Source organism: Lysinibacillus sp. NPDC093712 (assembly GCF_050280025.1).
Classification (GTDB): domain Bacteria; phylum Bacillota; class Bacilli; order Bacillales_A; family Planococcaceae; genus Lysinibacillus.
In genome coordinates, this window is sequence record NZ_JBNNUU010000003.1 from 463,790 (window position 1) to 489,003 (window position 25,214).

The window sequence follows — 25,214 nt, forward strand, 5'->3', positions numbered from 1 at the left end:
TCGTTTCCCCCCTACATTCCAATTGAGAATAATAGTATCGCAATAATTGTACCGATAATTGGTATAATGACTGTCAATGCACCGAAAGGCAAATAGGCATCCTTATGTTTCTCATTACATACAGAATTTATCGTCGTCACAACATAGCCGCCATGTGGCAATGAATCAAGCGATCCAGAAGCAATCGCGATTGTTCGGTGTAATGCTTCCGTATTTACTCCCATGTCAATATAGTGAGGAGCAAGTAATGGCATCGCGATCGTTTGCCCACCTGATGCTGACCCTGTTAAACCTGCAATAACAGCGATAGCAATAGCACCGCCAATTAATGGATTACCAGGAATATTGGTCATTAAATCTACAGTTGCAACGAATGATGGTGTAGCTTTTACAACACCCCCAAAGCCTACTACTGCAGCCGTATTTGCAATAGCTACAACAGCACCCATCGCACCTGCTGCAAGTGTCGCACTAACAGATTTTGAATACTTAAAACTTACTAAATATGCCATAATACAACCGCTCGTTAGCGCAACGATTAAAGCCGATGTGCCAAGTGAGTCATGGAAAATAAACGAAATCAGTAAAACTACTAATAATGGCACCAAGCTTAAAATAGGGCTAGGTAGCTTACGTGTTTCGTCAACTACTGGATCCGTTGAACGTTCAATAAACACTTCACCCTTTTTCACCGCACGTTTAATCATCCAGTTCAACCATAGTGCGCCACCCACCGCCATAAATACTGCGATAACAATACTAACTTCCCATCCTGCATATGGTGTCGTATGTAAGTATTCAATCGGAATCCAGTTTTGAATCTCTGGTGAGCCTGCTGATGTCATCGTAAAGGTCACAGATCCCAAACCAAGTGCCGCAGGAATAAAACGACGCGGGAAGTTCGCTTGCTTAAATAAACTAATAGCCATCGGATAAACAGAGAAAGCAACAATAAATACTGAGACACCACCATACGTTAAAACTGCTGCTGCAGCCACTACAGCAAAAGTAGCATATTTCACGCCAATTTTTTCAACAATCCATTTGGAAACACTATCTGCTGCACCTGTATCTTCCATTACCTTTCCAAAGATTGCACCTGCCATGAACATTAAATACCAAGAACCAACGAAGCTAGTAAATCCATTCATATAACTCGTTAAGAAATTAGCTTGATCGTCATTTGCAGTTTGTGGGAAGAAAGCTAGACCATTCGTTACAGCCGCTATTAAAGCTGTTAATGGCGCTGAAATAAGTAAATTGACACCTCTCATTGTTAAATAGACTAAAAGTGCTAAACTCCCAAAAAGTCCAATATACGCTAACATCCACATCCCACCTATCTTTTTATAGAAAGTGCTATGTTACATCCCATATTATTCGTATTTTTACCCAATAGGTGGAGCTTTCCGCGGGCAAGCATTGAACAGATTCCCTCACTACGCTTTTGTCTTGAGTCTCTCGTTCGCTTGTTCTTCCCGCTGAAGTCGCCACCTTCCGTTACATTAAAATTCGTTATTTTCCCTTAAAAAAATATTTATGAAATTAACTCAAGTGATACAACTCTTTCTATTGCATTAATCGTTATTACTTGGGAATGCAAATGTAGATGCTGATGAAGCATTACTTGTCACCCAGCGTTCAGAAATTGTTTTAGTCTTTGTAAAGAAACGTGCCTGATCCGGACCAAACATATGCCCTTCACCAAAACGTGAGCCTTTAAATCCAGCAAAGTTATGGTAACCAACAGGAATTGGAATTGGTACATTTACACCTACCATTCCTACATCAATCTCTGTTGTAAATTTCCGAGCTGCAAGGCCATCATTTGTAAAGATCGTGACTCCATTTCCAAGTTCATGCTCGTTAATAAGCTCGATTGCCTCTTCTAACGAATCCACACGTACGACATTGCGGGCAGGTCCAAATACTTCTTGCTCATATATTTCCATACCTGGCTTTACATGATCTAATAATGTAGGACCTACAAAGAATCCTTTTGATTCGTTTACAATAGCTAGCTCACGACCATCACAAACAACAGTTGCCCCTTCTGATTCTCCTTTATCAATTGCAGCAAGAATTGCTTCTTTAGATTGCTGTGAAATAACTGGACCAAAGTCTGTATCCTTATCTGTATAAGCGCCAACTTTTAATGCTGTAATTTTTTCTTTTAATATTGCTACTAGACGATCTGCTGTTTCTTTACCAACAGGCATTATTGTAGAAATTGCCATACAACGTTGTGATGCTGCTCCATATGCTGCACCGATAAATGCATTTGCAACTTGCTCAAGGTCTGCATCAGGCATTACGACCATATTATTTTTACCTCCGCCTAAAGCAGTGACACGTTTACCATATTTTGAACCCGTTTCATAAATGTATTTAGCAACCGGTGTTGACCCTACAAATGAAATCGCTTGCACAGTTGGGTTTTCTAAAAGTTCATTCACGGCATCTTTATCGCCATTCACCACTGTCCAAATGCCATCTGGCAAACCAGCTTTTTTCCATAGCTCACTCACATATAACGCTGTCATCGGTACTCGCTCTGATGCTTTTAATACAACTGCGTTCCCAACAGCAATTGCCATACTTGTTTGCGCTAACGGCACCATAATTGGAAAATTAAATGGAGAGATTGCCGCTACAACACCTAAAGGATACTTGGCCGAATAGGCATTAATTTGACCGCCAACGTTTACAGAGTACTCTCCTTTTACTAGATGGGGAGCACCAATTGCTAAATCAACCGACTCTAGTCCTCGTGTAATTTCACCTCTTGCATCTTCAATCGTTTTACCACTTTCCGTACAAATAATTTGTAATAATTCTTCCATATTATCTGTCACTAAATTACGGAATTTTAATACGACCTCCGCCCGTTTGGATACTGATGTATCACGCCATTTAGGAAATGCTGCCTGTGCTTTAGCAATTGCCTCACGTGTCTCTTCTACTGTTGCTAGCGGAACTTTTGCGATGATGTCACCTGTTGTAGGATTATAAACCGAACCGTATCGACCACTTTGCCCCTCAATCATTTCTCCACCGATAAAATGTGTTAAAGTTTTCACTTCTTGCGCTGTTGTCATACCTGTTTTCCTCCTTTAATGTTGTTTAATAATACATTTTTCCTTCAGACTTAAATAAGCTGCCGACATATCGTTTTCACCATAGCCCTCTGCTGATATATCATTGTAAAGATTCACTAGCTGTTCGCCTATCCGAAGAGGCACACCTGCTTCATCAGCCATATTTTTAGCTAGCCTTAAATCTTTTAGTAATAGATTCGTAGAAAAACCAGGCTCATAATTTTCATTTTTCATATATTCTAAGTAATTGCGTTCGTAAATGCGACTTTGTCCATAGCTATTACTTAATACTTCGTAAAGTGTATTAGCTGGTATCCCCATATTTTCTCCAAGGACAATCGTTTCAGCTACCGCCTGTGTATAAAAACCTATCATTAAGTTGTTGAGTAATTTAATACGTGTACCGATACTAGGTGATGCACCAAGATGATAAACGTTTTTTCCAACTATTCCGAAAATTTCAGCTCCACTTTGATAATCTTTTTCTTCTCCACCTACCATAATTGTTAGAGTTGCATTTATTGCACCAATAACTCCACCACTTACCGGAGCTCCTAGATAACGTAAGCCCAATGATTGTGCCTTCTTATGTAGCACATCATTTAGCTCAGGATTTACTGTACTAAAATCTATCAGCAAGCTTTCTTGCTTAGCATTTTGTAAAATCCCTTCTTCTGATGTAAAGACATGTTCAACTATTTGCGGTGTTGGTAAGCTTGTCATAATAACATCACTTTGCTTTACAAGTTCTTGTGCAGTTGTTACACCCATACCACCTTCTGCAATAAATTGCTCCATTGCTTTTGTATTCGTATCAAAACCGTACACTTCATAACCTGCGCGAAGTAAGTTAATCGACATTGGTAAACCCATATTGCCTAGGCCGATAAAACCTAATTTCTCTTTCATTTGAGTCCCTCCATTTCCTGTGAATTGCGTTAATAAGCGCTGATACACTAGCAAACTTTACGTTTTTATCGTAACATTAATAACGAGATACTCTTAATGACCACGGTCACTGACTTCGGTCACTTAAATCATAAACAAACTTAATATAGCACGTCAATCAAAAAAATTTATATTTTCTGAATAAATTTCATGGTCATTATTATAGGATATTTTAATTACGGAGGCAGAAAGGCATGAATTCGTTAACTACTCGCCAAAAAAAGGCATTAGAAACTCGGGAAAAACTACTCAAAACTTCATTAGATTTATTTAATAAACATGGATATGAGCATGTGTCTGTTGAACAAATTACGAAAGCATGTAACGTGTCAAAGGGGACTTTCTATACACATTTCCCATCCAAATATGATGTTATTTTGGAAAAATTCGAGGAGCTTGATAGTTTTTATAGTACAGTGGAAAAAAATATTGATCAAACATTATCGGCAAGTGACAAAATTCTCGCGCTTTATAAGGAGCAAATGCTGTATTTAACAAATGTTGTTGGAAAAGATTTATTGCGAACAGTTTATTCTGCCGCAATGACCAATCAAGTTGAACAAAACCATTATTTAATTAGCCCTCAACGTAAAATCTTCCAAATCATCAATACTTATATTGAAGAAGGCGTTCAGCAAGGAGAATTTGTTAACGGTTTACAAGCGAAACAAATGCAACAAATTATTCAGCGCTGCATGCGTGCGAATGTTTATGATTGGTTAATTCATAACGAGGAATTTGATTTAGTTTCAGAAATGGCACACTTTACAGCAATTGTGTTAAATGGCATGAAGGCACGTCCTTCAAATTAAAAAAGAGCACCTCGAAACCTCTAGGTGCTCAGAATGTTGGTTAAAGGCATCAAGAAGTTTACTCGATGCCTTTTAATTAGTTGATTGGAGCGGAGGGTGGGCGACTCATGCGGGAACAGCACAAAACGCAAGACGCAACAGACCGGGCGTAGCGAAGGTTGCGGCTTACGTTGTGCCCACGGAAAGCGCCCACCCGTAGCGGAAATCAAACGCAGAAAATGAGTTATCCAACAAAATATTGTGCAACAATCGTTTCAACAGGTAATGGCTTATTATATAAATAGCCCTGTCCTTTTTGACAACGATGACGTTTCAAGAATGCTACTTGTGATGGCTCTTCAATGCCTTCTGCAATTACTTCAAGTCCTAAATTATGGGACATCGAAATAATGGCTTTAATAATCGCCTCATTTTTATCATCCTTTTCAATATCAGCAATAAACGATTGGTCGATTTTGATAATATCGATTGGATAGCGTTTCAAGTAGCTAAGTGATGAATAGCCAGTACCAAAATCATCTACCGAAACATAAACCCCTAGCTGCTTCAGTTCCGTTAAAATTGAATATGTTTCATGGACATTGGTCATTGAGCTTTCTGTAATTTCTACTTCAATTAATTGTGGTGCGACATTATATTTTTTCAATGTTGCTTTAATCTTCCGTGCGAAGTTTTCTTTTCTAAATTGTTTTGGAGATATATTTATTGCGATTCTGACTGGTCGATAGCCCTTCACACTCCATTCTTTTTGATAGCGACAAACCTCGTTAATAATCCAATCACCAATCTCAACTATTAAGCCTGTCGCCTCGGCAATTGGTATAAATTGCGCTGGAGATACAAAACCAAATTTACGATTATTCCATCGCAATAACGCTTCAAAGCTATTAATGCTATTATCATTTAAATTCATTTGCGGCTGTAGATGTATACTTAACTCATTAAACTCAATGGCACGACGTAAATGGGCCTCCATCAATGCCTCATTTGGAAACACATTCGTCATATCATCACGATAATAGCGGTAATGTGAACGTCCGTGCTCCTTAGCTGAAAATAAAGCTTGATCGGCCTTTCTCACAAGAGTTTCTATATCCTTACCGTCAGCGGGACTTAAGGAAATACCAATTGAAACACTGATAAAATACTCCTGTTCATCAATCATAAAGGGCTGTTTCAACGAGTCTAATATTGAATTAGCTAATTGCTCTATTTTAACGATTGTTGCATCCTTTAAAAGAAAAATAAATTCGTCACTATTATAACGATAAAGTGAGCATGTTGAGTAACAAAATTCACGAAGTCTATGACTAAACATCCGCATTAGTTCATCACCCTTACTTTCACCAAGGGACTCATTAAATTTTTTAAAGCGATCTATATCTACTAAAATAATTGTTGCCTGCTGATTTTCACTTTGTTTATCGTTCAAATGCTGTTGCCAATGCTCTTTAAACGCTCTACGATTCCAAATACCTGTCAATTCGTCCTTTAAGGCTAAATAATAAAAGGCATTGTGATCACTCTTAAATGATTTCGGGTCTTTTACAAAAAAATGTACCCCTATTATTTCTCCATTAAAATAAGTTGGATGGATACGCAAATAAAATGGCTCGCTACTTAGTAAATTGCGCTTAAATAAACATTTAGCCATATCCAATGTAGCGCCTTCAATCGTTTTAGCAAATAATAATTGTACTTCGTTTACATAGTTGCATTCCAATAATGAAAAAATATCAAGTCCTATAAGACTGTGATGTTCCCTCGACAAAACAGACGTAGCAGCACCGTTTTGATGAATAATACGACCTTGTAAATCAGTTGTTAGCACAGGACACACATGTTGTTCAACGAATTGCAAATAAGGCTTCATATTATTCTGTTCCTCACGTAAAATAACAGCTATAAGTGATGCTTCCAATTGCTGTACACTTACAGCAAACGATTTTTGCATTTGCTCAGCCTCTGAATAAAGCTCAATCTTACGTGCAATGTTAAATTCTTGTTGTACAATTTTCAATAATTGCTGCCAACATTGCTTGGTAAAGAATCGGTCTGCTTTCGTTGCTTTCACATCGTGCAACACTATAGATAATGGAAGTTTATCGTTATAGTGAACAATTTGAAATTCCCCATTATCAGCTTTTTTCAAGCATATAACTGCATCAAACGGATTAAGCAGTGCCATCTGTCGATAGTTTGCGAATTGCGCTACATTTTCTCTATATTTTTTCATTATATCCCTCTCTAGGTAGCGTGTTTACTCTAAGTCGTCTAGTACGCTCGTTATTTATTCTTCATCTAGCGTAGGCTTTAGAGCATCCTTTAAGAAAATTTCCTGACTATTAATAGGGTCTTCGCTTCGATCAAATTCTTTATAATGATATTTTCCATTGGAATCTTGAATACGAGCCTTTGCTGTATCCTCAAGTTGTTTGTTCATAATATCCATAATACGGGCTTTTGCTTCAATTGAATAGACAGGGAAAAGAATTTCAACGCGTTTTATCATATTTCTTGTCATCATATCTGCGGATGATAAGTAAACTTTGTTTTCACCATTATGATGGAACCAATAAATACGTGAATGTTCAAGGAATCGACCAACAATACTTGTGACTGTGATATTGTCACTAATACCTGGTATGCCTGGCCGTATACAGCAAATACCGCGAATAATAAGCTCTACTTTTACACCAGCAATAGAGGCTTCGTAAAGCTTCATCATTAAATCCTTATCCGTTAATGAATTCATTTTAGCTCGAATAAACCCATTACCGTATTTCTTATGACAACTAATTTCTTCATCCATTAAGCGGATAAATTCATCACGAATATCAAATGGTGCAACGACTAAATGATTAAAAGTAGGTTTTTCCGTATAGCCACTTAAATAATTAAAGAAGTTTGTTGCATCAATACCAAATTCCTTATCTGATGTTATGATGCCCATGTCCGTATAAATTTTTGCAGTTGCATCATTATAATTTCCTGTTCCGAGATGTACAAAACGTTCAATTTTCCCATTTCGGCGACTTACGACTAACGTTATTTTAGAGTGAGTTTTTAAATTATTCATACCGTATATAACAAGACAACCTGCTTGTTCTAGTTGCTTCGCCCAATGCACATTATTTTCTTCATCAAAACGGGCTTTTAGCTCTACTAAAACCGTCACTTGCTTGCCATTTTCAGCCGCAAGTTTTAATGCTTGTATGATTGGAGAATTGCCACTAACTCGATACAATGTTTGCTTTATTGCTAATACATTTGGATTGACAGCAGCCTCTGAAATAAAATCTACAATCGGTGCAAATGACTCATATGGATGATGGAAAAAAATGTCCTGTAGTAACGCTTTTTCAAAAATATTTTCATCTGATTGTAAATCTAAAGGTGGCTGTGGGATAAAGCTTTCATACTCTAAATGTTCTCGTCCTACAGAAATACCTTTCACAAACGAGAACATAAATGTTAAATCTAATGGGCCATCAATATGAAAAACATCGGTCTCCTCGATTTCAAATTCATCTAGTAAATAAGCAAGGACTTCTTCATTCATTTCTCCGACACGTACTTCGAGTCGACTACCGACTCCCCATTTGCGTTTTTTTAGTTCTTTTTCAATTTCAACGAGTAAATCGCGTGCGCCTTCTTCGTGAATCGTTAAATCCGCATTACGTGTTAGACGAAATGCCTGTGCAGATTTAACACTGTACCCATAGAAAAGCTTTTCAATATGAGCAACAATAACATCCTCGAGTAGTACGATTACCGATTCGCCTTCAGCACAAGGTACTTTAATATAGCGATCCAAAACAGATGGCACTTGCACTATCGCAACTCTTTCACGGCTTTCAAAATCTGTTTCATCTTGTTCTAACAGTACAAGTAAATTTAAAGTTTTCCCTAGCAATGTTGGAAATGGTCGATAAGCATCTACTGCTACAGGTGTTAGAACAGGGAAAATTGTCTCAGCAAACATTTCATTTATAAATGCTTTTTGCGTACTATTTAAATCCTTTATGTCCGCAATATGTACATTATGCTGTGGCAATAAATCATAAATTAAATGTCTATATACTTCCGTTTGTCGACGTACTAAAGCTTGCGTACGCTCAGCAATTTTCGCCAATTGCTCTTTTGGTGTTAAGCCTGATTTATTTTCAGCTTTATGGAAACCAGCACGTACTTGGTCCTGAAGTCCTGCTACGCGCACCATAAAAAATTCATCTAAATTGGAGCTAAATATCGCTAAAAACTTCAAACGTTCTAGCAGAGGATTATTGACATCCTCTGCTTCTTCTAAAACACGCTCATTAAATGCCAACCAGCTTAATTCACGATTATTATAATATTGAGGCTTTGCAATTTCTTCGAGCAAACGGCTATGTGCTTCTGAAAAATCTTCCTCATGTAAGCGATTGTTCGTTACTTCTGTTGTCATCTTGGTTCCACCCTTCTTCAATAAAATTTACTTTAATTGGTGTCTTTAGAGCACGTTCTAGATGTTTTTTATGTCGATTAGCTTGATATTTTTCGGCAGCCGCATTTTTTTTAACGTAAATGTTTAGCTGGACAAAATTATCCTTAGGTTGCATTTCAATAGCATGTACAATATTTCTTTTCGATACATTTAACGCATAGACAAATTTTAATAATGCACCAAAATCACGTATTTTACGATGTTCTTCACGACTCATCCATTCTATAAAAGGAGCAGCAAATCGGTAAAAATAATCTTTATTTTTATACGATGCTAAAAGTGCAAGCTTTAATCTTTCCTTATGGTTTAAGCCATCAATTGATTGATTGGCAACTAAATAAAAAGTATGTTGACTAGCGGAGCTTAACTCAATGTATTCCCCGATATTAAATATCTTTGCTGCCTTCCTCAACAATTGCAAATCGGTCTCGTCAAATTGTAAAAATTTTAAATGACAACACTCACGGTATAATTGATCTGCTAGGTGCATTAAATAATCAACTTCTGCCTCAGAGCGTCCGTACTGCCTAGCTAACCTTCTAGCGTTTCCCTCAAAAACATTATATTTATCAAAGGCATTTGCATCTTTTTGCAAAATACGGTGGATAATAAGCCCTTCTCGTAAACCTTTTTTCGTTAGCTGGAACACTTCACTACTGACAATGTCCATAAGCACGCGAAACACCTCTAAAGCAGGCACAATAATATCAGCGCGGTCCGTCGATAAACCATCTAAGTGTTTTAATTCTTGGAAGCTTAAGTTACCTAAAAACAAACTGAGTTGATCTAAATCCTCTTTAGATATTTCGTAGCCATGCACACTCGCAATAGGATATTGATGCCGTTGCTGATGAACTTGCGCAATATTTCTTGCACTGCCTCCAATCGCAATAATTGGTAATCCTACTTGTTGAATCCAAGGAAGTGATTTAAACTGCTCTTTCACAAAGGCAATTAATTCTTTCTTCTCACTACTATTCATAATGTCACCTTTTACGAAACGTTGCTTTAACGACACCGTTCCAAAAGGAAAGCTAAAGGATTCAATCAGTTCTTTATTTTTAAATAGTGTTATTTCCGTACTTCCTCCACCTATATCGATGGTCACGGCAGAAAGTGTACCAATCGAATGCGCTACAGCAACATAACCGAAATATGCCTCTTCCTCCTCAGACAAAAGCTCTATTTGTATGCCGGTTCTCTCTTTCATTAAAGCTATAATTTGTTCTCGATTCGTTGCTTGACGAATTGCAGCTGTTGCAGCTGCTTTCACATCTACAATTTCAAAATCATCAAGCATTGCTTTAAATGTTAATAATGTTTCCGTTAGTACTTGAATACCTTCTTGTGACATGTCACCTGTGGGTTGCAAATATGTACGTAAACGTGCAACCGTTTTAATATTACCTAGCTCTCTAAGCCCCTCTTCATTATCATACTGATACAGCACTAAACGAATCGTATTCGAGCCAATATCAATGATAGCTGTTTTCAATTCATCCAAATAATCACTTCCTTTATAGAACAATCGGTAGTCTAATTATTTTGTGTTAATAGCACCGTCATTTATACAAAAAAGTCGGAACCTAAAAGGTATCCGACTTTCATTTTTTATTAACATTTCAGGATACCAATTATTATAATTGTGAAGTTCCTTTTCGCTAGCTTTATAAAATAAGTTGATCGACGCGTAAAATAAGCTCTGCAATTTCGGGTTTACTAATTTGGTCCTCTGCCCCTACTTGATCGCCTTTATGGCGAAGATCATCTGTAATTAAACTAGAGAAAATAATGACCGGTAGCTTTTGTAAATCAGGATGCTCTTTAATTTTGCGTGTAAGATGGTGACCATCCATTTGTGGCATCTCAATATCAGTAACTACTAATTGAATGTGCTCTGTTACATTACTGCCACTTTTCGCCATTGTTTCTAAGTATTCATAAGCGTCACGGCCATTTTCAAAGAATTCTACATTCTCATAACCGGCTTCCTTCATCGTATCAAATAATAACTTACGTAATAATGGTGAATCCTCAGCAATTAAAATGCGTTTTTCAGAGCGTTCACGTTTACCAAGTTTTTTTACTGACTCTACACTAATACCCGAATCAGGGTTAATATCAACCATAATTTTCTCGAAATCTAGTAATAAAATCATTTGTTCATTTTGCTTAATAACACCGATAACTTGCGAAGTACCCCCCTGATACATATCTGAAGGTTTTTCGATTTGATTCCATGAAATACGGTGGATTTGTGTTACGTTATCTACATGAAAAACAACTCGTTGTTTATTAAACTCAGCAACAATATATTTTTGTTGTGGATTACGTTCTGCACTTTGTATCCCTAGTACTCGTAGCATATCTACTACTGGGAGTACCTCGCCTCTTAATTGAATAATTCCCTCAACATGCGGGTGCGCGTGTGGAATAAATGTTACTGGAATCGGTTGAATAATTTCTTTTACTTTAATAACATTAATACCGAATTTATTGTTAGCTACTTCAAATTCAACGATTTCTAGCTCATTTGTGCCACTTTCTAATAATATGCCTTTATGTTCCAAAGCAACCCCGCTCCTTTCTATTTCACATCAAATAATAAATCAATTGTATCATAGGCGATACAATTCTCCTATCTGGTATTTCCATTTTTATCATTAACTTTTAGATGAACCAATAGACCAATAACCGTCATCAAAATTAATGTTGATAATGCTACGCGACTTGCTAATGTACCGTAATCTTTCATCCATAATGTAACCGTTCCATATACAGCCGGTCCGATTATCGATGAGACTTTACCAGAAAAAGCAAATAGTCCGAAAAACTGCCCTCGCTTTTCATCTGGTGATAGCTCAATAATATATGTTCTTGATGTAACCCACATAGAGCCTAATGAAATACCAAACATACTCCCAGCAATCCAAAACATCCACTGTTCTGTGGCAAAAACAGCAAAGGTTAATGCGATAATCATTAACACCGCTACAATAGTAATAGCCCGCTTAGCACCAATTGCTTTCGTAATATAGCCGAATGCGAGTGAGCCAATAATTGTTGAAACGGTGGAAACTAAATATAGAATGATAAATTGACCTGAAGAAAATCCTACAATAGTAGTTGCGTAAACAGCCATCATTGCAATTGTTGTGGCAATTGCATCATTTAAAAAGAAATACGCAATCATAAAAGTAAAGATCGCTTTATACTGCTTCATGTCCTTAAATGTACGAATAATTTCCTTGTAACCTTCAAAAAACTTCGTCGTTTTACGCTGTTCTTTTGGTATCGGAGTATCTTTATTAATAAAAAATAATGGCAATGAAAATAATAAATACAAGATTGCTGTTGGTATAAAGGCACGATGGAAATCACTGTTTCCTACATATAAATAAACAAGAAGCCCAAAAATAGTACCTAAGTAGCCAATCGCTACACCATAACCAGAAATAAGGGGCATTTCTTCTTTTGTCCCAAGGTCACCCATCATCGAATCATAAAATACGAGACTCGAATTAAAGAAAAATTTCGCAATGACAAAGCTTGCAACGACTAAAAATAAACTGAGAGGTACACCTGAGTAATTTGTTGTTGTCTCTAAATTTGCAAAAACACCCATCAAAAAGGTAAATATAATAGAAATCGATGCAAACCAGACAATGAATCGTTTTTTATAGCCTGTTTGATCTATCCATACCCCAAAAAGCGGTGAAAAAACTACTAGAAAGAAGCTTGCTAATGCATTGGCATACGAAATAAATGTACTTGCTACTTGTTGCATTACTTCATTCGTCCCTAAAACTTCGTCCATATAAAAAGGGAAAAAAACTGTATTAATATTTGAAGAAAATATCGTATTAGCAAAATCGTAAAACGCCCATGATAGTATTGGCAATGATAAATAGAGTGCTAGCTGACTGCGATGCTGTGCTTCCCCCGCTTGCCTCTGATTCATTAAATCCCTCCTTTTCCTTCTTATAATATTAAATTAATTCCTATCTGTATTAAAAAATACCTTTTGTTTAAAAAAAATTAATATTATTTACAATATAACAAACACAACTGCTAAATGGCCATAAATTGGTTAATCTGTTACCAACCATTTTACAAAGAATAAAAAAAGATATTCAAGCCCCCTCGCTTGAATATCTTTTTTTATTCCTCAGTAATAGTTACCCATTTATTAGACCATTGTTCAATTGCTTTTAACACGGGTGTGATTGCATATCCTTTTTCTGTAAGCTCATATTCAATAACGACTGGTGTAGAAGGAATCACGGTACGTAAAACAATTTCTTCGGTCTCTAACTCTTTTAATCGCTCTGTTAACACACGACTACTAATATTCAACTGATTTTTAATGGTTGAAAATCGTTGTGGACCATCAAGTAGCTGATAAATAAGTAAAGTATTCCAACGATGATTCAATAGCATAAGTGCCTTTTCAAATCGTGGACAAATATTTTTTTGATTCAATTTACTCCCCTCCATTATTACTAGTTCTATTAAAAGATTATATCACTTTTTAAAAATCAGTTCTTAAAATCCACTTAGTTACTTGACAAAAGTTGTTTTTAAAAATAAACTAAGTTACGAAATGTAAGTTATAGAAAAGGAGTAATTACATTATGCAAAACAACATTGGTTCAACTATTTTACGTGTCGTTCTCGGCATTATTTTTACGGTGCACGGTTTCCAAAAATTCCAAGGCGGAATCAGCTACACTGCTGACTTCTTTGACAGTCTTGGTATACCAGGCTTTATGGCGTATATCGTTGCGGTTATTGAATTAGTTGGCGGAGCTGCTCTTATTTTAGGCTTAGCAACAAGAATTTTTGGTGCTTTACTGACCATTACAATGATTGTTGCTATCTTTACAGCAAAACTTAGCATTGGTTTTATCGGAGCAGATGGATTGGCAGGTTATGAGCTTGATTTAGCATTAGGTGCTATAGCACTCTACTTTGCTCTTGCAGGGGCATCTAGCTTCTCCTTAGATTCTCAACTTTTTAGTAAAGAGTAGAGAATCGTCTGCTATGGAGGTTGCTTTTCAAACGTTTACGGGCGATTTCCGGATCTTTTGTGGCGATTTCTCCTGTCTTTCGGGCGATTCTCGGACCTTTACTGGCGATTACACTAAGTTTATTGTCGGAGGGTAGTGCCAGGCACTCAAACAAAACGGCATGCAAAAAAAGTGTTAGATTGATGGCAGTCAATCTAACACTTTGCTTCTATAAATTCAATTGTTATTGTCTATTGATAATACTTTAGAAGAGCCTGTGTACCGTTGTCACCGTAGCCTTCTGCGATTAGTTTTTCATACATTTCATAAGCTAATGATAGCCCTGGTAAAGAAATACCCATTTTCTGTGATTCATCTAAAGCAATTTTCATATCTTTTACGAAATGTTTAATATAAAAACCTGGGGCAAAATCTTCCTTCATCATACGCGGAGCTAAATTGCTTAAAGACCACGAACCAGCAGCACCTGAAGAAATAGATTTTAAAACAGTAGCTAAATCTAGCCCCGCCTTTAAGCCATATGCAAGCGACTCACATACACCGATCATCCCAGATGCAATTACGATTTGATTACACATTTTTGCATGCTGTCCTGCACCTGCTTCACCTTGGTAAACTATATTTGCACCAAATTGTTGTAATACTGGTGCAACTTGATTAAATGCATGTTCGTTCCCACCGACCATAATCGACAATGTGCCATTCTGAGCACCAACATCTCCACCTGAAACAGGGGCATCCAATGCTTCTACTCCAAGTGTTTGAGCATGTGTATAAATCTTCTTCGCTAAAGTTGGTTCAGATGTAGTCATATCGATAACAATATTGCCAGCGTGGGCAGTTTTGAATAGACCTTGTTCACCAAAATAAACTTCCTCTACATCAGCTGGATAACCAACCATCGTTAGCGCTATATCCTTATCTTTAAAAGCTTCAGCTGGAGAACTAGCCCAACTAGCCCCTAATGCCATTAACGGCTCTGCTTTTTCTTTTGTGCGAGTATAAACTGTCACCTCATGGCCATTTTGCAATAAGTGTTTAATAATGCTAGCACCCATAACACCTGTACCGATAAATGCAATACGCTCTTTTCCCATATGTAATAACTCCTTTACTTGAATCAATTTTAATTCGCATCATTACGCTATAGACGGACGCTTTTTCGGACAAGTACGAGCCACTTCCCTCTCTAAGCTTCTCTTCCAGCTGGAATAGCCGCCTTCCGCACCATTGAATGAAATTAACTCACTTAATAAAACTAATCAATTATTCCTTACGCTCATTTTAGATTAGTTAAGCTTTAAAGAATTTTTGCTTAGTTTATGATGTGTTTTTAGTGTAGATGAATCAGTTCAATAATTCAAATTCTTCTTAAAACTTGTACTAACTTTATTATGTATGGCATATATACCGAATAAGCAAAAAAAAGAGAGCAGGTGATGGGAATCACTGCTCTAAAGGGGGAAATGAGAATGTTGCTGTGTTCATATTAACTATTCCCCAGTAAATGCATTTTTAAACATCTAATCTAAGAAGTTTTACTCTGAATACTGAAACAAATCATCTTGATCTTCTTCTTCTTCTAATGTTGTCTGTCTATAATAAGTATTCATTAACTGATCTAATCTGCGACTCAGTTGAATGGTTTTTGCATTCTGTAACCCGTTTTCAACACCAGAGCGAATCATCATCTCACGAGTTTGTTCCATTTGTTTCAAGAGTAGATTGACCATTCATACAACCCTCCAACATACAAATAATCATACCATTATTATACATTTATATTTCATTTCTTACAGCATTAAGTTACGACAATGTTCGACAAAATTAACTTCTAGGAATTTCCATATAAGTGTATATTATAATCCCATTTTGCTTTGCTTCACCTCTAAAATGTTTAAATAAGGGGTGTTTCACTAATACTTCACGAAACTCATAAAATTGATCTTTAGTAATTTCGATACTTTGTATTTCTCCTTCCTGTAATTGTTTAAGCATATTTTCATATTGTCCCATTTTTTTCTATTCCCTTCTCTTTCCTTATTTTGTGTATTAAATTATGAATTATTCAAAAAAAGCTTTACGTTTTCCTTTTTTTCATGCAAACTGTATATTATTAGTCGATGAAGGAGCTGACTGTCTGTGAAAATAGCTGAAGTTGGAAATATTATCGAGTTTAAAAATGGTTTGCAAGGTATTGTTGAAAAAGTAAATGAAAATTCGGTGATCGTTGATCTAACATATATGGAGAATTTTGATTCCCTTGAAATTGAAGAGAAAACGGTCGTCAACCATAAACGTTACAAAATCTTATATGCAAGTGAAGCTTAATATTCTGAATAGTCCCTTTTTGTCTTAATAGATGATAAGGGACTATTTTTTTGGTAAAATTAAAGTATGGAGGTCGAATTATGCAAACAAATTCGAAACAAACAATAATACTTCTCCTTTCTTTATTATTCGTTTATGGCATGCTTGCTTTCACATTTGCTAATCCAGCTGTATTTTGGTACTTGTATGCATTCACACTGCTCGTATGTATAGCTATTGCTATTCTTTCAGGTACGATTGAAGATCAATTACCTACTTGGAAGTTTCTAATTTTCGGCATAGGGTATGGTACAATCACATATGGCATTATACGTTTTGGTTATTGGCTCGCTCCATATATAAATGATCGGCTAGTAATAACAGTGAAAAAGTTTTTATCTGTTTACGGTCCACAAAATATTTGGCACTATATTTTACTTGTGTTTATTGTCGCGATTGGCGAAGAGCTATTTTGGCGTGGCTACGTACAACAGCAATTGAAGCGTTTTATGCGCCCTGTCTTAGCAGTTGTTGTAACAGCAATTTTATGCGCCATCTCGATTGCATTTAGTGGTTTTAAGCTAGGTATAGTCGCAGCTCTTGTAACAAGCCTAATTTGGGGCTTTATTTATGAATGGCGCAAGAGTATGCCTTTAGTTATTGTGGCCCATGTTGTTTTTGTTCTACTATTGTTTTTAGTGTTACCTTTAACATCATAACAAAAAAAATTGGAAACATTTTATCTTTTATTAGCGTTTAATATAGAAAAGGAGGGCTTTTCATGCAAAAAAAATTATTTTCAATGCTTGCATTATTACTAACAGCTGTTATTGTCGTGGGGTGTAATACCTCTGATAAGACAGAACAATCAGATGCTGAACAAAATGAACCAGCGAACTCACAACAACCATCTGAGAATGAAACTGCAGGCGATGACAAGCAAGAAACGCCTACATCAAATGATGCAAATACAGACACACAAGCTAAACCAGAACAAGAAGTGAAATACGTTCAAAAAGGCGTCGACAAAAAGGAAACAGCAACTGAATCTGATAGTGTTGATCAGGGCTATAAATTCCAACAACTACCTGAATTCACTCTTTCTCAAGAAGAACCTGGAAAAGACATGTTAGTATCAAATGCTAATGATGAAGTATTTATGCGTATTGAAACAGCAAATGCATCTGAAACAAGCTATGATGCAGTTAAAACATCTATGCAAGACTACATGAATGCAGTTGGAGGACCAGTAGCATTATCTGCTGAAGAACTTTCTGCATTTAAGGATATTAAAAATATTGAGGGCTATGTTGTAGACTTTGATACTGAAAAAGTAGTTGGCGTAGTATTTGAAAAAGATGGACTCATTACAAAATTAACAATTCATGATAATGATGAACAAGATTTAACTGCAGCAATGCTTGCAATGGCAGCCACTATTTCTAAAAAATAATACCAATTGTTTGAAAGGCCTTAGAATTCATTCTAAGGCCTTTCTTTTATTCATCAACAAAAAACATAGGGTGGCATTGTTAATCCCTTAAATAAACTCTCTAACGGGCAAAAATAGCTATTATATCCGATTCCTTACCAAAAACAATGTTAAGTTTCTTTTTAAAATCTTATTTTTCGGCATAGAAAAAAGAATCGCCTCAAAATCCATTTGAGACAACTCTTCTTAATAAGACAAATCTTTAATTGATAGCCCTAATTTTTTTAATAAGCCTATCGTTTGATCTTTTTCCTCGACTGATAATGCACTCATCAATTCATGTAAATGTTGTTCATGCTTTGGAAATAATTCGCCCATAAACGCTTCACCTTCCGCGGTAATTTCTGCATAGGTAACGCGACGGTCAGATGGACAGGAAACCCGTAAGAGATAGCCTCTTTTTTCAAGCTTATCAATTACATACGTAATAGACCCACTGGCAAGTAATATTTTATTGCCGATTTGCTGTAATGGTTGTCTCCCTTTATGATAAAGGAGTTCTAAAACTGCAAATTCAGTAGGATTCACACCATTCTCTTGAAAAAAATGGTTTGTCATCTCATTTATTGCTTTATGGGCACGGGATAATACTATATATAATTTTAAAGTTTGCTTTAAATCTTCTTCTGACGTCATAGCCTAGTCCTCTCAATTCGCTCTTTATACATGTCATTATAGCGACTTTTGAAAAGCATTGTCAAAAGCATTCAATAATAGCGCACTATTGAAATAATTTTCACTGTATTTAGGTTACTAAATACGCAGAATCCTTCGCCGCAACATCTAACGGGTCCAATTGATTGAATGTGTAAACTGGAAACTGCATATGGAAGCATGTCCCCTTCTGCACTTCACTTTGAACACCTATTACACCTTCATGCTCTTCGATTACCTTTTTCACGAAAGCAAGGCCTAGTCCTGTCCCTGTTGATTTCGTCGTGTAAAAAGGTTGGAATAGGTTTTGGATTGTTTTACTATCCATTCCACTGCCTTCATCTTTAATCATTAACTCTACAATCGTACAGTCAATAACATTCATTTCAACCGTAATTGTGCCACCATTATGCATAGCTTCCATCGCATTTTTAATAAGGTTCATAAATACTTGCTTTAGACGATTTTCATTGCCACCAATATACACTCCAGTAGCTGAAGGTATATATTGAATCATAATTTTTTTCATCAATGCATCAGGTAACATAAACTCGATCACTTGTTTTACAATATGATCTAATTCGATTAATTCTATCTTCATACTTGTTGGCTTGGACAATACTAATAATTCAGACAAAATTTGCTCCATCCGTTGTAACTCACTATCGATAACAGATAAATACATGCGTGATTCCTCATCCGCATTCAGCTTTAAAAGTTCTGTAAAGCCTTTTAAAGATGTTAATGGATTACGAATCTCGTGTGCAATACTTGCCGCCATTTGACCAACTACATTCAATGCTTCCTGATGCTCTACTTTATGCTGCAACTGCTTTTTCTCAGTTTCATCATTAATAACAGTGACGATAATATTATTATACTCATCGAAAACACTTGAAATTTCGTAATAGCATGTTCTACTTACTTGTGTTTCATCTACGACATGAATAATGGCATGTTTTTCGCCCATCAATTTGGATAAATATGTTGTAATTTGTCCATTCTTCATTGTAAATGAATCAAATATATGTTGATGCGCTTTATGAAGAAGCTGCGATTTTTCTATTTTTAAATACATTTCTGCATATTTATTTAAACCAAGAATAATCCCACTTGCGTCACTCACAATAACAGCATAGGGTAAATGATCATATGCACTGAAGGATTGTGATCGTTCCTGTTCCTTACTAACATACAATTCAATTGCTCTGTCATTATTAATAGTGGATAGCTGTGCGACTATTTCTTCTGTGTTTGGATCATAGAAACATTTAAAGGACATCATTTCTAGATCATTGTTGTTTTTACGAATATTAAATATTTCTTCTGATCTTAACTCACATTGTAGTTCCTTAACGAACTTAGCCCATTTAATATTGGATGGCTCGTCCATTGTTATATAACCTTTAAATGATGAATTAAGATTAAAAAGTTTAATAGCTGCCTCATTACAATTCAAAATTTTCCCTGATTTATTAAGAATAAGTGTTGGTGACGAAGTACTTTTCATAAGATTTCCAAAACATTGATTTATATCATTTTGCTTCAACTTTCTCACCGAACCTTTCAAAAGAGTAAAAAACCTCTCATTCGAATTTTGAGCCTTTACTATACTTTATGACTGTACGATTCTATTATTACAAAATTTAGTAAATTTAAGTATTTAAAATTATTTCACGAACCGTTCACAAAATAAATAGGTCTAAAGGATTATATTGTTTGTCAGCTACTTGACTGTTACAATTAGAAGTTGAAAGGAAGATTAATGCATGAATACTATTTTAACTACTTTAAACGCAAAGTATATCCACACAAATTTAGCATTGCGTTATTTAAAATGTGCTGCTTTACCTGAATACAATCCAGTAATTGCAGAATACACAATTAAAGACCCTGCATTTAATATTGTATCAGATTTATTTCAAAAAAACCCCGATATCGTAGGATTCAGTTGCTATATTTGGAATATTGAAGAAACAATACATGTTATTAAAATGTTAAAAACGGTTTGTCCAAATGTTAAAATTTTGCTGGGAGGACCTGAAGTATCATACGATGTCCATCATTGGTTACGTCGAATTGAAGAAGTTGATTTCATTGTCATGGGCGAAGGGGAAACTTCATTTAAGCAGTTACTACGCCATTTGCATGGAGAAATACCTTTAGAAGATGTTCCAGGCATTTGTTACTTAGAGGACGGTAAAGTTCGAATTCACGCGCAAGCACCTAAAATTGACTTACGTGAATTACCGAGTCCTTTCCGTTTTGAAGAAGACCTTCCACATCTAAGCAAGCGAATTCAATATATTGAGACAAGCCGAGGCTGTCCTTTTAGCTGTCAATTTTGCTTATCTTCTATTGAAGTAGGCGTACGCTATTTCAATAGAGAAAGTATAAAGGAAGATATTCGTTATCTAATGAATAATGGTGCGCGAACGATTAAATTTGTCGATCGTACATTTAATATTAGCCGTAGCTATGCGATGGAAATGTTCCAATTTTTAATAGATGAGCATAAGCCAGGCGTAGTCTTCCAGTTTGAAATTACTGCTGATATAATGCGTCCCGAAGTCATTCAGTTTTTAAATGATAATGCCCCAAAAGGACTTTTCCGTTTTGAAATTGGTGTTCAATCTACAAACGATCTAACAAACACGCTTGTACAACGTCGTCAAAATTTTGAAAAATTAACGCGTACAGTAACAATGGTCAAAAATGGTGGAAAAATAGATCAACATTTAGATTTAATTGCTGGTCTGCCAGAAGAGGATTATAGTAGCTTCCGACAAACATTTAATGATGTTTTTGCTATGCGCCCTGAGGAATTACAGCTAGGCTTCTTAAAGCTATTACGTGGTACAGGTCTTCGTTTGGAGGCTGAAAAGTTTGGTTATACCTATGTAGATTTATCTCCTTATGAAATCTTTTCGAATAATGTATTAACCTTCGATGATATTGTCCGTATTAAACATGCAGAAGATGTACTTGAAAAATATTGGAATGCTCACCGTATGGACCATACAATCGAATATTTAGTAACAGAAGTATTTGAGACACCATTTGATTTCTTCCAAAACTTTGGAACTTACTGGGAGACTAAGGGCTGGTCTCGTATTGGTCATCAGCTAGAAGATTTGTTCCGCCGTTTACTTGAGTTTTTAGAAACTGTGGAAGGTGTTAATTTACAAATTATCCAAAGCTTAATGCAACTTGATTATTTAAAGGCACAGCAATTCCAACCACGTAAATTATGGTGGAAAGATCGCCCAACTGAAGTTCAACAAAAAGCACTTTACACAGCTCTACGTGAAAATCCTAACCTTGCAGGTGAAGAATTTGCCAACTTGAATTTAACTGAAAAAGAACTGTTCAAGCATACACTTATCATCCCACATAACTTGGATTATCAAAATTTCTCAAATGGCAAAATTGTACAAAAAAACGGCTATCTTTTAACCTACTTCCGACACGGCCAAGAACCGTATTTTGCAACAATCCATTCAGTTTAATAAAAAAGCGCTATTCACTTGAAATTATTCAAGGAATAGCGTTTTTTTATTTTTGAAACTAAAATAATTCGATTTTTTTACTAATCCACTATCCTTCATATTACGAATAAATTACAAATTATACAAACTACCACTAACTTTTGATGCTAGTAATGGATTCTCATTCACATTAAAACTATTGATACAAATTACTTAAAATATAGTTAGAAGCAACAAATACTTATTACCTATTAAGCAATATTTTTAATCAGGAAATAATTTGTTAAATTTTCTAAATTTTTAGATATATTTTTAACAATTTGCTGAATGACTAATAAATGCTTATTTTAAATGATTTCTAAACCTATATTTATTCTTTTAAATTGCACATAAAAACAGTCAGACATCCTAAAATAACCTATCATTTCTTAGCTAATAATTTGAATTATCGTTTCTTTTTTCGTTAAGCAAATGAACATACTATATGGTCTTCTATCTTAAAAATTGCCAGCATCTTCTAATATATTAAATATTAAATACAATATAATAGAAGAAAGCTATAAAGAAGAATCACTTTTATTGTCTAATAAAAAATAATATTGCAGTGAAAGTACTCAATCTCCTTATTGAATATAGCAATTTAAATACAATGAATAAAGAAACCAAGGTGGCATGGAGCTATTTTGCTCTGTTTAATATTACAAAGTACGTTTTACTACCGAAATGAGCAAACCTAATGCTTCACCATCTGTCATACTGCTTACACGATCACTATGATCTATTTTCATAATACCTCGTTTATGTGTCTCTTTTAATAAGTCCTTTAATTCTTGTTTAGCTGTGCTTGTAAGTGTCATCGTTAAGTTCTCCTTTTGATTCTTTTTCGTAACTGGGTTCACCGCCGCTTCTATCCTTTTCAAAAAGCTGTATTAGATATCCCTCAGTTCTAGTACAAGGTGGTAATTTTTCTTTCTCCACTCTTAATAAGATGTACCCGCACACTTACCCAGCTAAACTTTTTTTAGAAATGTTTCTATTGTATTTTCATCCATTAGCGTAGATTTGCCTCAGACTGTCGACCAGCTTATAGCATTAGATCACTACTGTTGACTTCCACTACAGGTGGTGCTTTGCTCCAATCTTGACATAAGCTCCCGCACGACCCGTAACGCAAATCTACATGTACATGGAATATTAGGACAAGTCTCACCATGCCTAAGCAAATAAAATTTTTTGACTCCAATTTTAAAGGGAGCAAATTAATAATTTGCCCCCTTAAAACCCTCTATATCTATGCTTCTAAATGTTTAACCAATAATAACTCGTTCTTTCGGATAATGGAATTTAGATTTTTTACCTCTTCCACCTCCACCAAGTGAATACAGGAAGGAAATTAAACCAACTCGCCCTATGAACATTAATATGATAATGATGATCTTACCTACCACCGATAAATCTGAGGTAATCCCTAAAGACATTCCACATGTTCCGAACGCAGATGTAATTTCAAAAATGATTTGTATAAGTGTCGCATGTGGCTCTGTAATAAGTAAAATGATTGTAGCAATTAGCACCATAAAACAAGCTACTAAAATAACGACAAACGCACGGAAGACATCGATTAAATGGATTTCACGTCCAAAGATTTGAATATCTTCTCTCCCCCTAGCAAACGTAATTAAAAATAGTATTGCAATAGCGAAGGTCGTCGTCCGAATCCCGCCCCCAACTGAGCTTGGAGAAGAACCAATGAACATTAAAAAGCTCATAAAAATATCTGTCGCCTCACTGAAGGATGTTACATCATATGTTGTAAGTCCTGCTGAACGTGTAGATATGGAATGGAACATTGCGGAAAAGATAGCTTCATGCCAAGGCATCCCTTTAAATGAATGGAAAGACTCAAGCAGTAAAATAACGAGCGCCCCTACAACAAATAAAATTGCATAAGTAGTTGTCGTTATTTTTGTAAATAAGCTAAAACGGAAATTAGCATGCCGATTAAGTAAAAATGTTTTTATCTCAACTAGCACCGGGAAGCCAATTGCGCCTAGCACAATCAACACCATTGTTATTAATTGAACAAAATAATCATTATGAAATGGCAATAAACTCATCCCAGTTATATCAAAACCACCGTTAGTAGTAGCAGATATAGAAGCAAAGACACCGTGAATAAGAGCTTGTTCAAATGTATCGAAATAATTCGTAAAATGCGCAGTTAAAATAATTGCTCCTGCTAATTCTATGCCGATTAAGATTTTCAATATTTCTCGAATTAATTGGACAACGCCAGATAAATTATACTGATTATGATCGATCATAATTAGCTGACGCTCACGCATCCCAATTTTTTTCCCAACAAGCAACCAAACAAAAGTACCCAGTGACATAATACCAATCGCGCCGAGCTGTAAAATAACAAGTACCATGACGAGCCCAAATGTTGTATAGGTCTCTGAAATATTAAACGTTGTTAAGCCGGTCACACTTACAGCACTTACTGCAGTAAATAAGCTATCTAATAATGACACTTTCACACCCGTTTGATGAACGCCGGGAAGTCGTAACAATAGGAAGGAAATTGCTATTGCTATGAAATAATAAGACACTAGTGCCTGAAACGGTGTGATTAATTTATTAGATGATTTTTTCCAAGGCACCTCATCAACTCCTTCCACTCATGATGCCAAGATAGATATTAGTATAGAAAAAATCTATAAAAAAAGAAAGAGGCTGTTTTTAAACAGGGATAAAACTATCACCTCGAGCTAATTATTCGATATAAAGTAAAAATCCGCATACACTTTCGCATGGAAAAGCAAGCGCACATGACTCAGTTAGTGTTGCAAGCGATACGCTCGTGCCTTGCCCGCAGAAAGCAACGCGGATTTAA

General features: G+C 35.7%; 22 protein-coding genes. 6 read left to right on the top strand and 16 right to left on the bottom strand.

The genetic code is table 11. The features are described 5' to 3' along the window. Positions 1-11: 11 nt before the first annotated feature. The 3 genes from ACQKNX_RS14870 to ACQKNX_RS14880 form a co-directional block, all read right to left on the bottom strand. Complete coding sequence (locus ACQKNX_RS14870; protein ID WP_427429542.1) at positions 12-1,328, bottom strand: GntP family permease; 1,317 nt, start codon at positions 1,326-1,328, stop codon at positions 12-14. 249 nt (positions 1,329-1,577) lie between these two features. Further along, the gene (locus tag ACQKNX_RS14875; RefSeq protein ID WP_427429543.1) at positions 1,578-3,098 is read right to left on the bottom strand and encodes a CoA-acylating methylmalonate-semialdehyde dehydrogenase; all 1,521 of its coding nucleotides are present in this window, start codon (positions 3,096-3,098) and stop codon (positions 1,578-1,580) included. Between the two features lie 15 nt (positions 3,099-3,113). Then, the gene (locus tag ACQKNX_RS14880) at positions 3,114-4,007 is read right to left on the bottom strand and encodes an NAD(P)-dependent oxidoreductase (protein WP_340826154.1); all 894 of its coding nucleotides are present in this window, start codon (positions 4,005-4,007) and stop codon (positions 3,114-3,116) included. Between the two features lie 233 nt (positions 4,008-4,240). On the opposite strand from ACQKNX_RS14880, the gene ACQKNX_RS14885 reads away from it, so the two are divergent. Continuing rightward, the gene (locus tag ACQKNX_RS14885) at positions 4,241-4,858 is read left to right on the top strand and encodes a TetR/AcrR family transcriptional regulator (RefSeq protein ID WP_427429544.1); all 618 of its coding nucleotides are present in this window, start codon (positions 4,241-4,243) and stop codon (positions 4,856-4,858) included. A gap of 223 nt (positions 4,859-5,081) precedes the next feature. Here ACQKNX_RS14885 and ACQKNX_RS14890 read toward each other — a convergent pair whose 3' ends face one another. The 6 genes from ACQKNX_RS14890 to ACQKNX_RS14915 form a co-directional block, all read right to left on the bottom strand. After that, entirely contained in the window at positions 5,082-7,094 is a 2,013-nt protein-coding gene (locus ACQKNX_RS14890; protein ID WP_427429545.1) for an EAL domain-containing protein, read from the bottom strand. Positions 7,095-7,148: 54 nt separating this feature from the next. Next, complete coding sequence (locus ACQKNX_RS14895) at positions 7,149-9,305, bottom strand: RNA degradosome polyphosphate kinase (protein ID WP_427429546.1); 2,157 nt, start codon at positions 9,303-9,305, stop codon at positions 7,149-7,151. Beyond that, positions 9,271-10,848, bottom strand: coding sequence for a Ppx/GppA family phosphatase (locus ACQKNX_RS14900; protein WP_427429547.1), 1,578 nt, complete (start codon positions 10,846-10,848; stop codon positions 9,271-9,273). The genes ACQKNX_RS14895 and ACQKNX_RS14900 overlap by 35 nt, the downstream gene beginning before the upstream one ends. A gap of 163 nt (positions 10,849-11,011) precedes the next feature. Beyond that, positions 11,012-11,914, bottom strand: a complete 903-nt coding sequence (locus tag ACQKNX_RS14905; protein ID WP_427429548.1) for a chemotaxis protein — start codon at positions 11,912-11,914, stop codon at positions 11,012-11,014. A gap of 68 nt (positions 11,915-11,982) precedes the next feature. After that, positions 11,983-13,305: an MFS transporter gene (locus ACQKNX_RS14910; RefSeq protein ID WP_427429549.1), complete on the bottom strand. Its 1,323-nt coding sequence runs from the start codon at positions 13,303-13,305 to the stop codon at positions 11,983-11,985. Between the two features lie 200 nt (positions 13,306-13,505). After that, positions 13,506-13,826 (bottom strand): winged helix-turn-helix transcriptional regulator, encoded by a 321-nt coding sequence (locus ACQKNX_RS14915; protein WP_401009670.1) that lies wholly within the window; start codon positions 13,824-13,826, stop codon positions 13,506-13,508. A 152-nt stretch (positions 13,827-13,978) separates the two neighbouring features. Here ACQKNX_RS14915 and ACQKNX_RS14920 point away from each other — a divergent pair, with 152 nt between their 5' ends. Continuing rightward, complete coding sequence (locus ACQKNX_RS14920; RefSeq protein ID WP_427429550.1) at positions 13,979-14,374, top strand: DoxX family protein; 396 nt, start codon at positions 13,979-13,981, stop codon at positions 14,372-14,374. A gap of 230 nt (positions 14,375-14,604) precedes the next feature. Here the strand turns inward: ACQKNX_RS14920 and ACQKNX_RS14925 are convergent, their stop codons facing one another. The 3 genes from ACQKNX_RS14925 to ACQKNX_RS14935 all read right to left on the bottom strand — a co-directional run bounded on the left by ACQKNX_RS14925 (position 14,605) and on the right by ACQKNX_RS14935 (position 16,390). Further along, positions 14,605-15,471 carry an NAD(P)-dependent oxidoreductase gene (locus ACQKNX_RS14925; RefSeq protein WP_427429551.1) on the bottom strand — a complete coding sequence of 289 codons (867 nt, stop codon included), beginning with the start codon at positions 15,469-15,471 and terminating at the stop codon, positions 14,605-14,607. Between the two features lie 441 nt (positions 15,472-15,912). After that, positions 15,913-16,107: an aspartyl-phosphate phosphatase Spo0E family protein gene (locus tag ACQKNX_RS14930; RefSeq protein ID WP_340826168.1), complete on the bottom strand. Its 195-nt coding sequence runs from the start codon at positions 16,105-16,107 to the stop codon at positions 15,913-15,915. A 94-nt stretch (positions 16,108-16,201) separates the two neighbouring features. Continuing rightward, positions 16,202-16,390 (bottom strand): hypothetical protein, encoded by a 189-nt coding sequence (locus tag ACQKNX_RS14935; protein ID WP_427429552.1) that lies wholly within the window; start codon positions 16,388-16,390, stop codon positions 16,202-16,204. Positions 16,391-16,516: 126 nt separating this feature from the next. Here ACQKNX_RS14935 and ACQKNX_RS14940 point away from each other — a divergent pair, with 126 nt between their 5' ends. From ACQKNX_RS14940 to ACQKNX_RS14950, 3 genes are all read left to right on the top strand, one after another. Then, positions 16,517-16,705 (top strand): YkvS family protein, encoded by a 189-nt coding sequence (locus ACQKNX_RS14940; protein WP_024362262.1) that lies wholly within the window; start codon positions 16,517-16,519, stop codon positions 16,703-16,705. A gap of 80 nt (positions 16,706-16,785) precedes the next feature. Further along, the gene (locus tag ACQKNX_RS14945) at positions 16,786-17,403 is read left to right on the top strand and encodes a CPBP family intramembrane glutamic endopeptidase (protein WP_427429553.1); all 618 of its coding nucleotides are present in this window, start codon (positions 16,786-16,788) and stop codon (positions 17,401-17,403) included. A 62-nt stretch (positions 17,404-17,465) separates the two neighbouring features. Next, positions 17,466-18,137, top strand: a complete 672-nt coding sequence (locus tag ACQKNX_RS14950; protein WP_427429554.1) for a hypothetical protein — start codon at positions 17,466-17,468, stop codon at positions 18,135-18,137. A gap of 225 nt (positions 18,138-18,362) precedes the next feature. Here ACQKNX_RS14950 and ACQKNX_RS14955 read toward each other — a convergent pair whose 3' ends face one another. Both ACQKNX_RS14955 and ACQKNX_RS14960 read right to left on the bottom strand, forming a co-directional pair. Beyond that, a complete protein-coding gene (locus ACQKNX_RS14955; protein ID WP_340826176.1) occupies positions 18,363-18,812 on the bottom strand; it encodes a MarR family winged helix-turn-helix transcriptional regulator in 450 nt (149 codons plus the stop codon). Positions 18,813-18,921: 109 nt separating this feature from the next. Further along, positions 18,922-20,340, bottom strand: a complete 1,419-nt coding sequence (locus tag ACQKNX_RS14960; protein WP_427429555.1) for a PAS domain-containing sensor histidine kinase — start codon at positions 20,338-20,340, stop codon at positions 18,922-18,924. A gap of 259 nt (positions 20,341-20,599) precedes the next feature. Between ACQKNX_RS14960 and ACQKNX_RS14965 the strand changes: the two genes are divergently transcribed. After that, the gene (locus ACQKNX_RS14965) at positions 20,600-22,339 is read left to right on the top strand and encodes a B12-binding domain-containing radical SAM protein (RefSeq protein ID WP_427429556.1); all 1,740 of its coding nucleotides are present in this window, start codon (positions 20,600-20,602) and stop codon (positions 22,337-22,339) included. A 677-nt stretch (positions 22,340-23,016) separates the two neighbouring features. Here ACQKNX_RS14965 and ACQKNX_RS14970 read toward each other — a convergent pair. Both ACQKNX_RS14970 and ACQKNX_RS14975 read right to left on the bottom strand, forming a co-directional pair. Then, positions 23,017-23,175: a hypothetical protein gene (locus ACQKNX_RS14970; RefSeq protein ID WP_340826179.1), complete on the bottom strand. Its 159-nt coding sequence runs from the start codon at positions 23,173-23,175 to the stop codon at positions 23,017-23,019. Positions 23,176-23,625: 450 nt separating this feature from the next. Further along, positions 23,626-24,981, bottom strand: a complete 1,356-nt coding sequence (locus ACQKNX_RS14975; RefSeq protein ID WP_427429557.1) for a TrkH family potassium uptake protein — start codon at positions 24,979-24,981, stop codon at positions 23,626-23,628. Between the last annotated feature and the right edge of the window lie 233 nt (positions 24,982-25,214).

Coding starts and splice junctions, on each gene's coding strand:
- ACQKNX_RS14965 (WP_427429556.1), top strand. CDS start 20,600: ATGAATACTATTTTAACTACTTTAAACGCAAAGTATATCCACACAAAT.
- ACQKNX_RS14935 (WP_427429552.1), bottom strand. CDS start 16,390: ATGGGACAATATGAAAATATGCTTAAACAATTACAGGAAGGAGAAATA.
- ACQKNX_RS14955 (WP_340826176.1), bottom strand. CDS start 18,812: ATGACGTCAGAAGAAGATTTAAAGCAAACTTTAAAATTATATATAGTA.
- ACQKNX_RS14880 (WP_340826154.1), bottom strand. CDS start 4,007: ATGAAAGAGAAATTAGGTTTTATCGGCCTAGGCAATATGGGTTTACCA.
- ACQKNX_RS14945 (WP_427429553.1), top strand. CDS start 16,786: ATGCAAACAAATTCGAAACAAACAATAATACTTCTCCTTTCTTTATTA.
- ACQKNX_RS14910 (WP_427429549.1), bottom strand. CDS start 13,305: ATGAATCAGAGGCAAGCGGGGGAAGCACAGCATCGCAGTCAGCTAGCA.
- ACQKNX_RS14930 (WP_340826168.1), bottom strand. CDS start 16,107: ATGGTCAATCTACTCTTGAAACAAATGGAACAAACTCGTGAGATGATG.
- ACQKNX_RS14960 (WP_427429555.1), bottom strand. CDS start 20,340: ATGAAAAGTACTTCGTCACCAACACTTATTCTTAATAAATCAGGGAAA.
- ACQKNX_RS14875 (WP_427429543.1), bottom strand. CDS start 3,098: ATGACAACAGCGCAAGAAGTGAAAACTTTAACACATTTTATCGGTGGA.
- ACQKNX_RS14925 (WP_427429551.1), bottom strand. CDS start 15,471: ATGGGAAAAGAGCGTATTGCATTTATCGGTACAGGTGTTATGGGTGCT.
- ACQKNX_RS14890 (WP_427429545.1), bottom strand. CDS start 7,094: ATGAAAAAATATAGAGAAAATGTAGCGCAATTCGCAAACTATCGACAG.
- ACQKNX_RS14920 (WP_427429550.1), top strand. CDS start 13,979: ATGCAAAACAACATTGGTTCAACTATTTTACGTGTCGTTCTCGGCATT.
- ACQKNX_RS14970 (WP_340826179.1), bottom strand. CDS start 23,175: ATGACACTTACAAGCACAGCTAAACAAGAATTAAAGGACTTATTAAAA.
- ACQKNX_RS14870 (WP_427429542.1), bottom strand. CDS start 1,328: ATGTTAGCGTATATTGGACTTTTTGGGAGTTTAGCACTTTTAGTCTAT.
- ACQKNX_RS14895 (WP_427429546.1), bottom strand. CDS start 9,305: ATGACAACAGAAGTAACGAACAATCGCTTACATGAGGAAGATTTTTCA.
- ACQKNX_RS14950 (WP_427429554.1), top strand. CDS start 17,466: ATGCAAAAAAAATTATTTTCAATGCTTGCATTATTACTAACAGCTGTT.
- ACQKNX_RS14885 (WP_427429544.1), top strand. CDS start 4,241: ATGAATTCGTTAACTACTCGCCAAAAAAAGGCATTAGAAACTCGGGAA.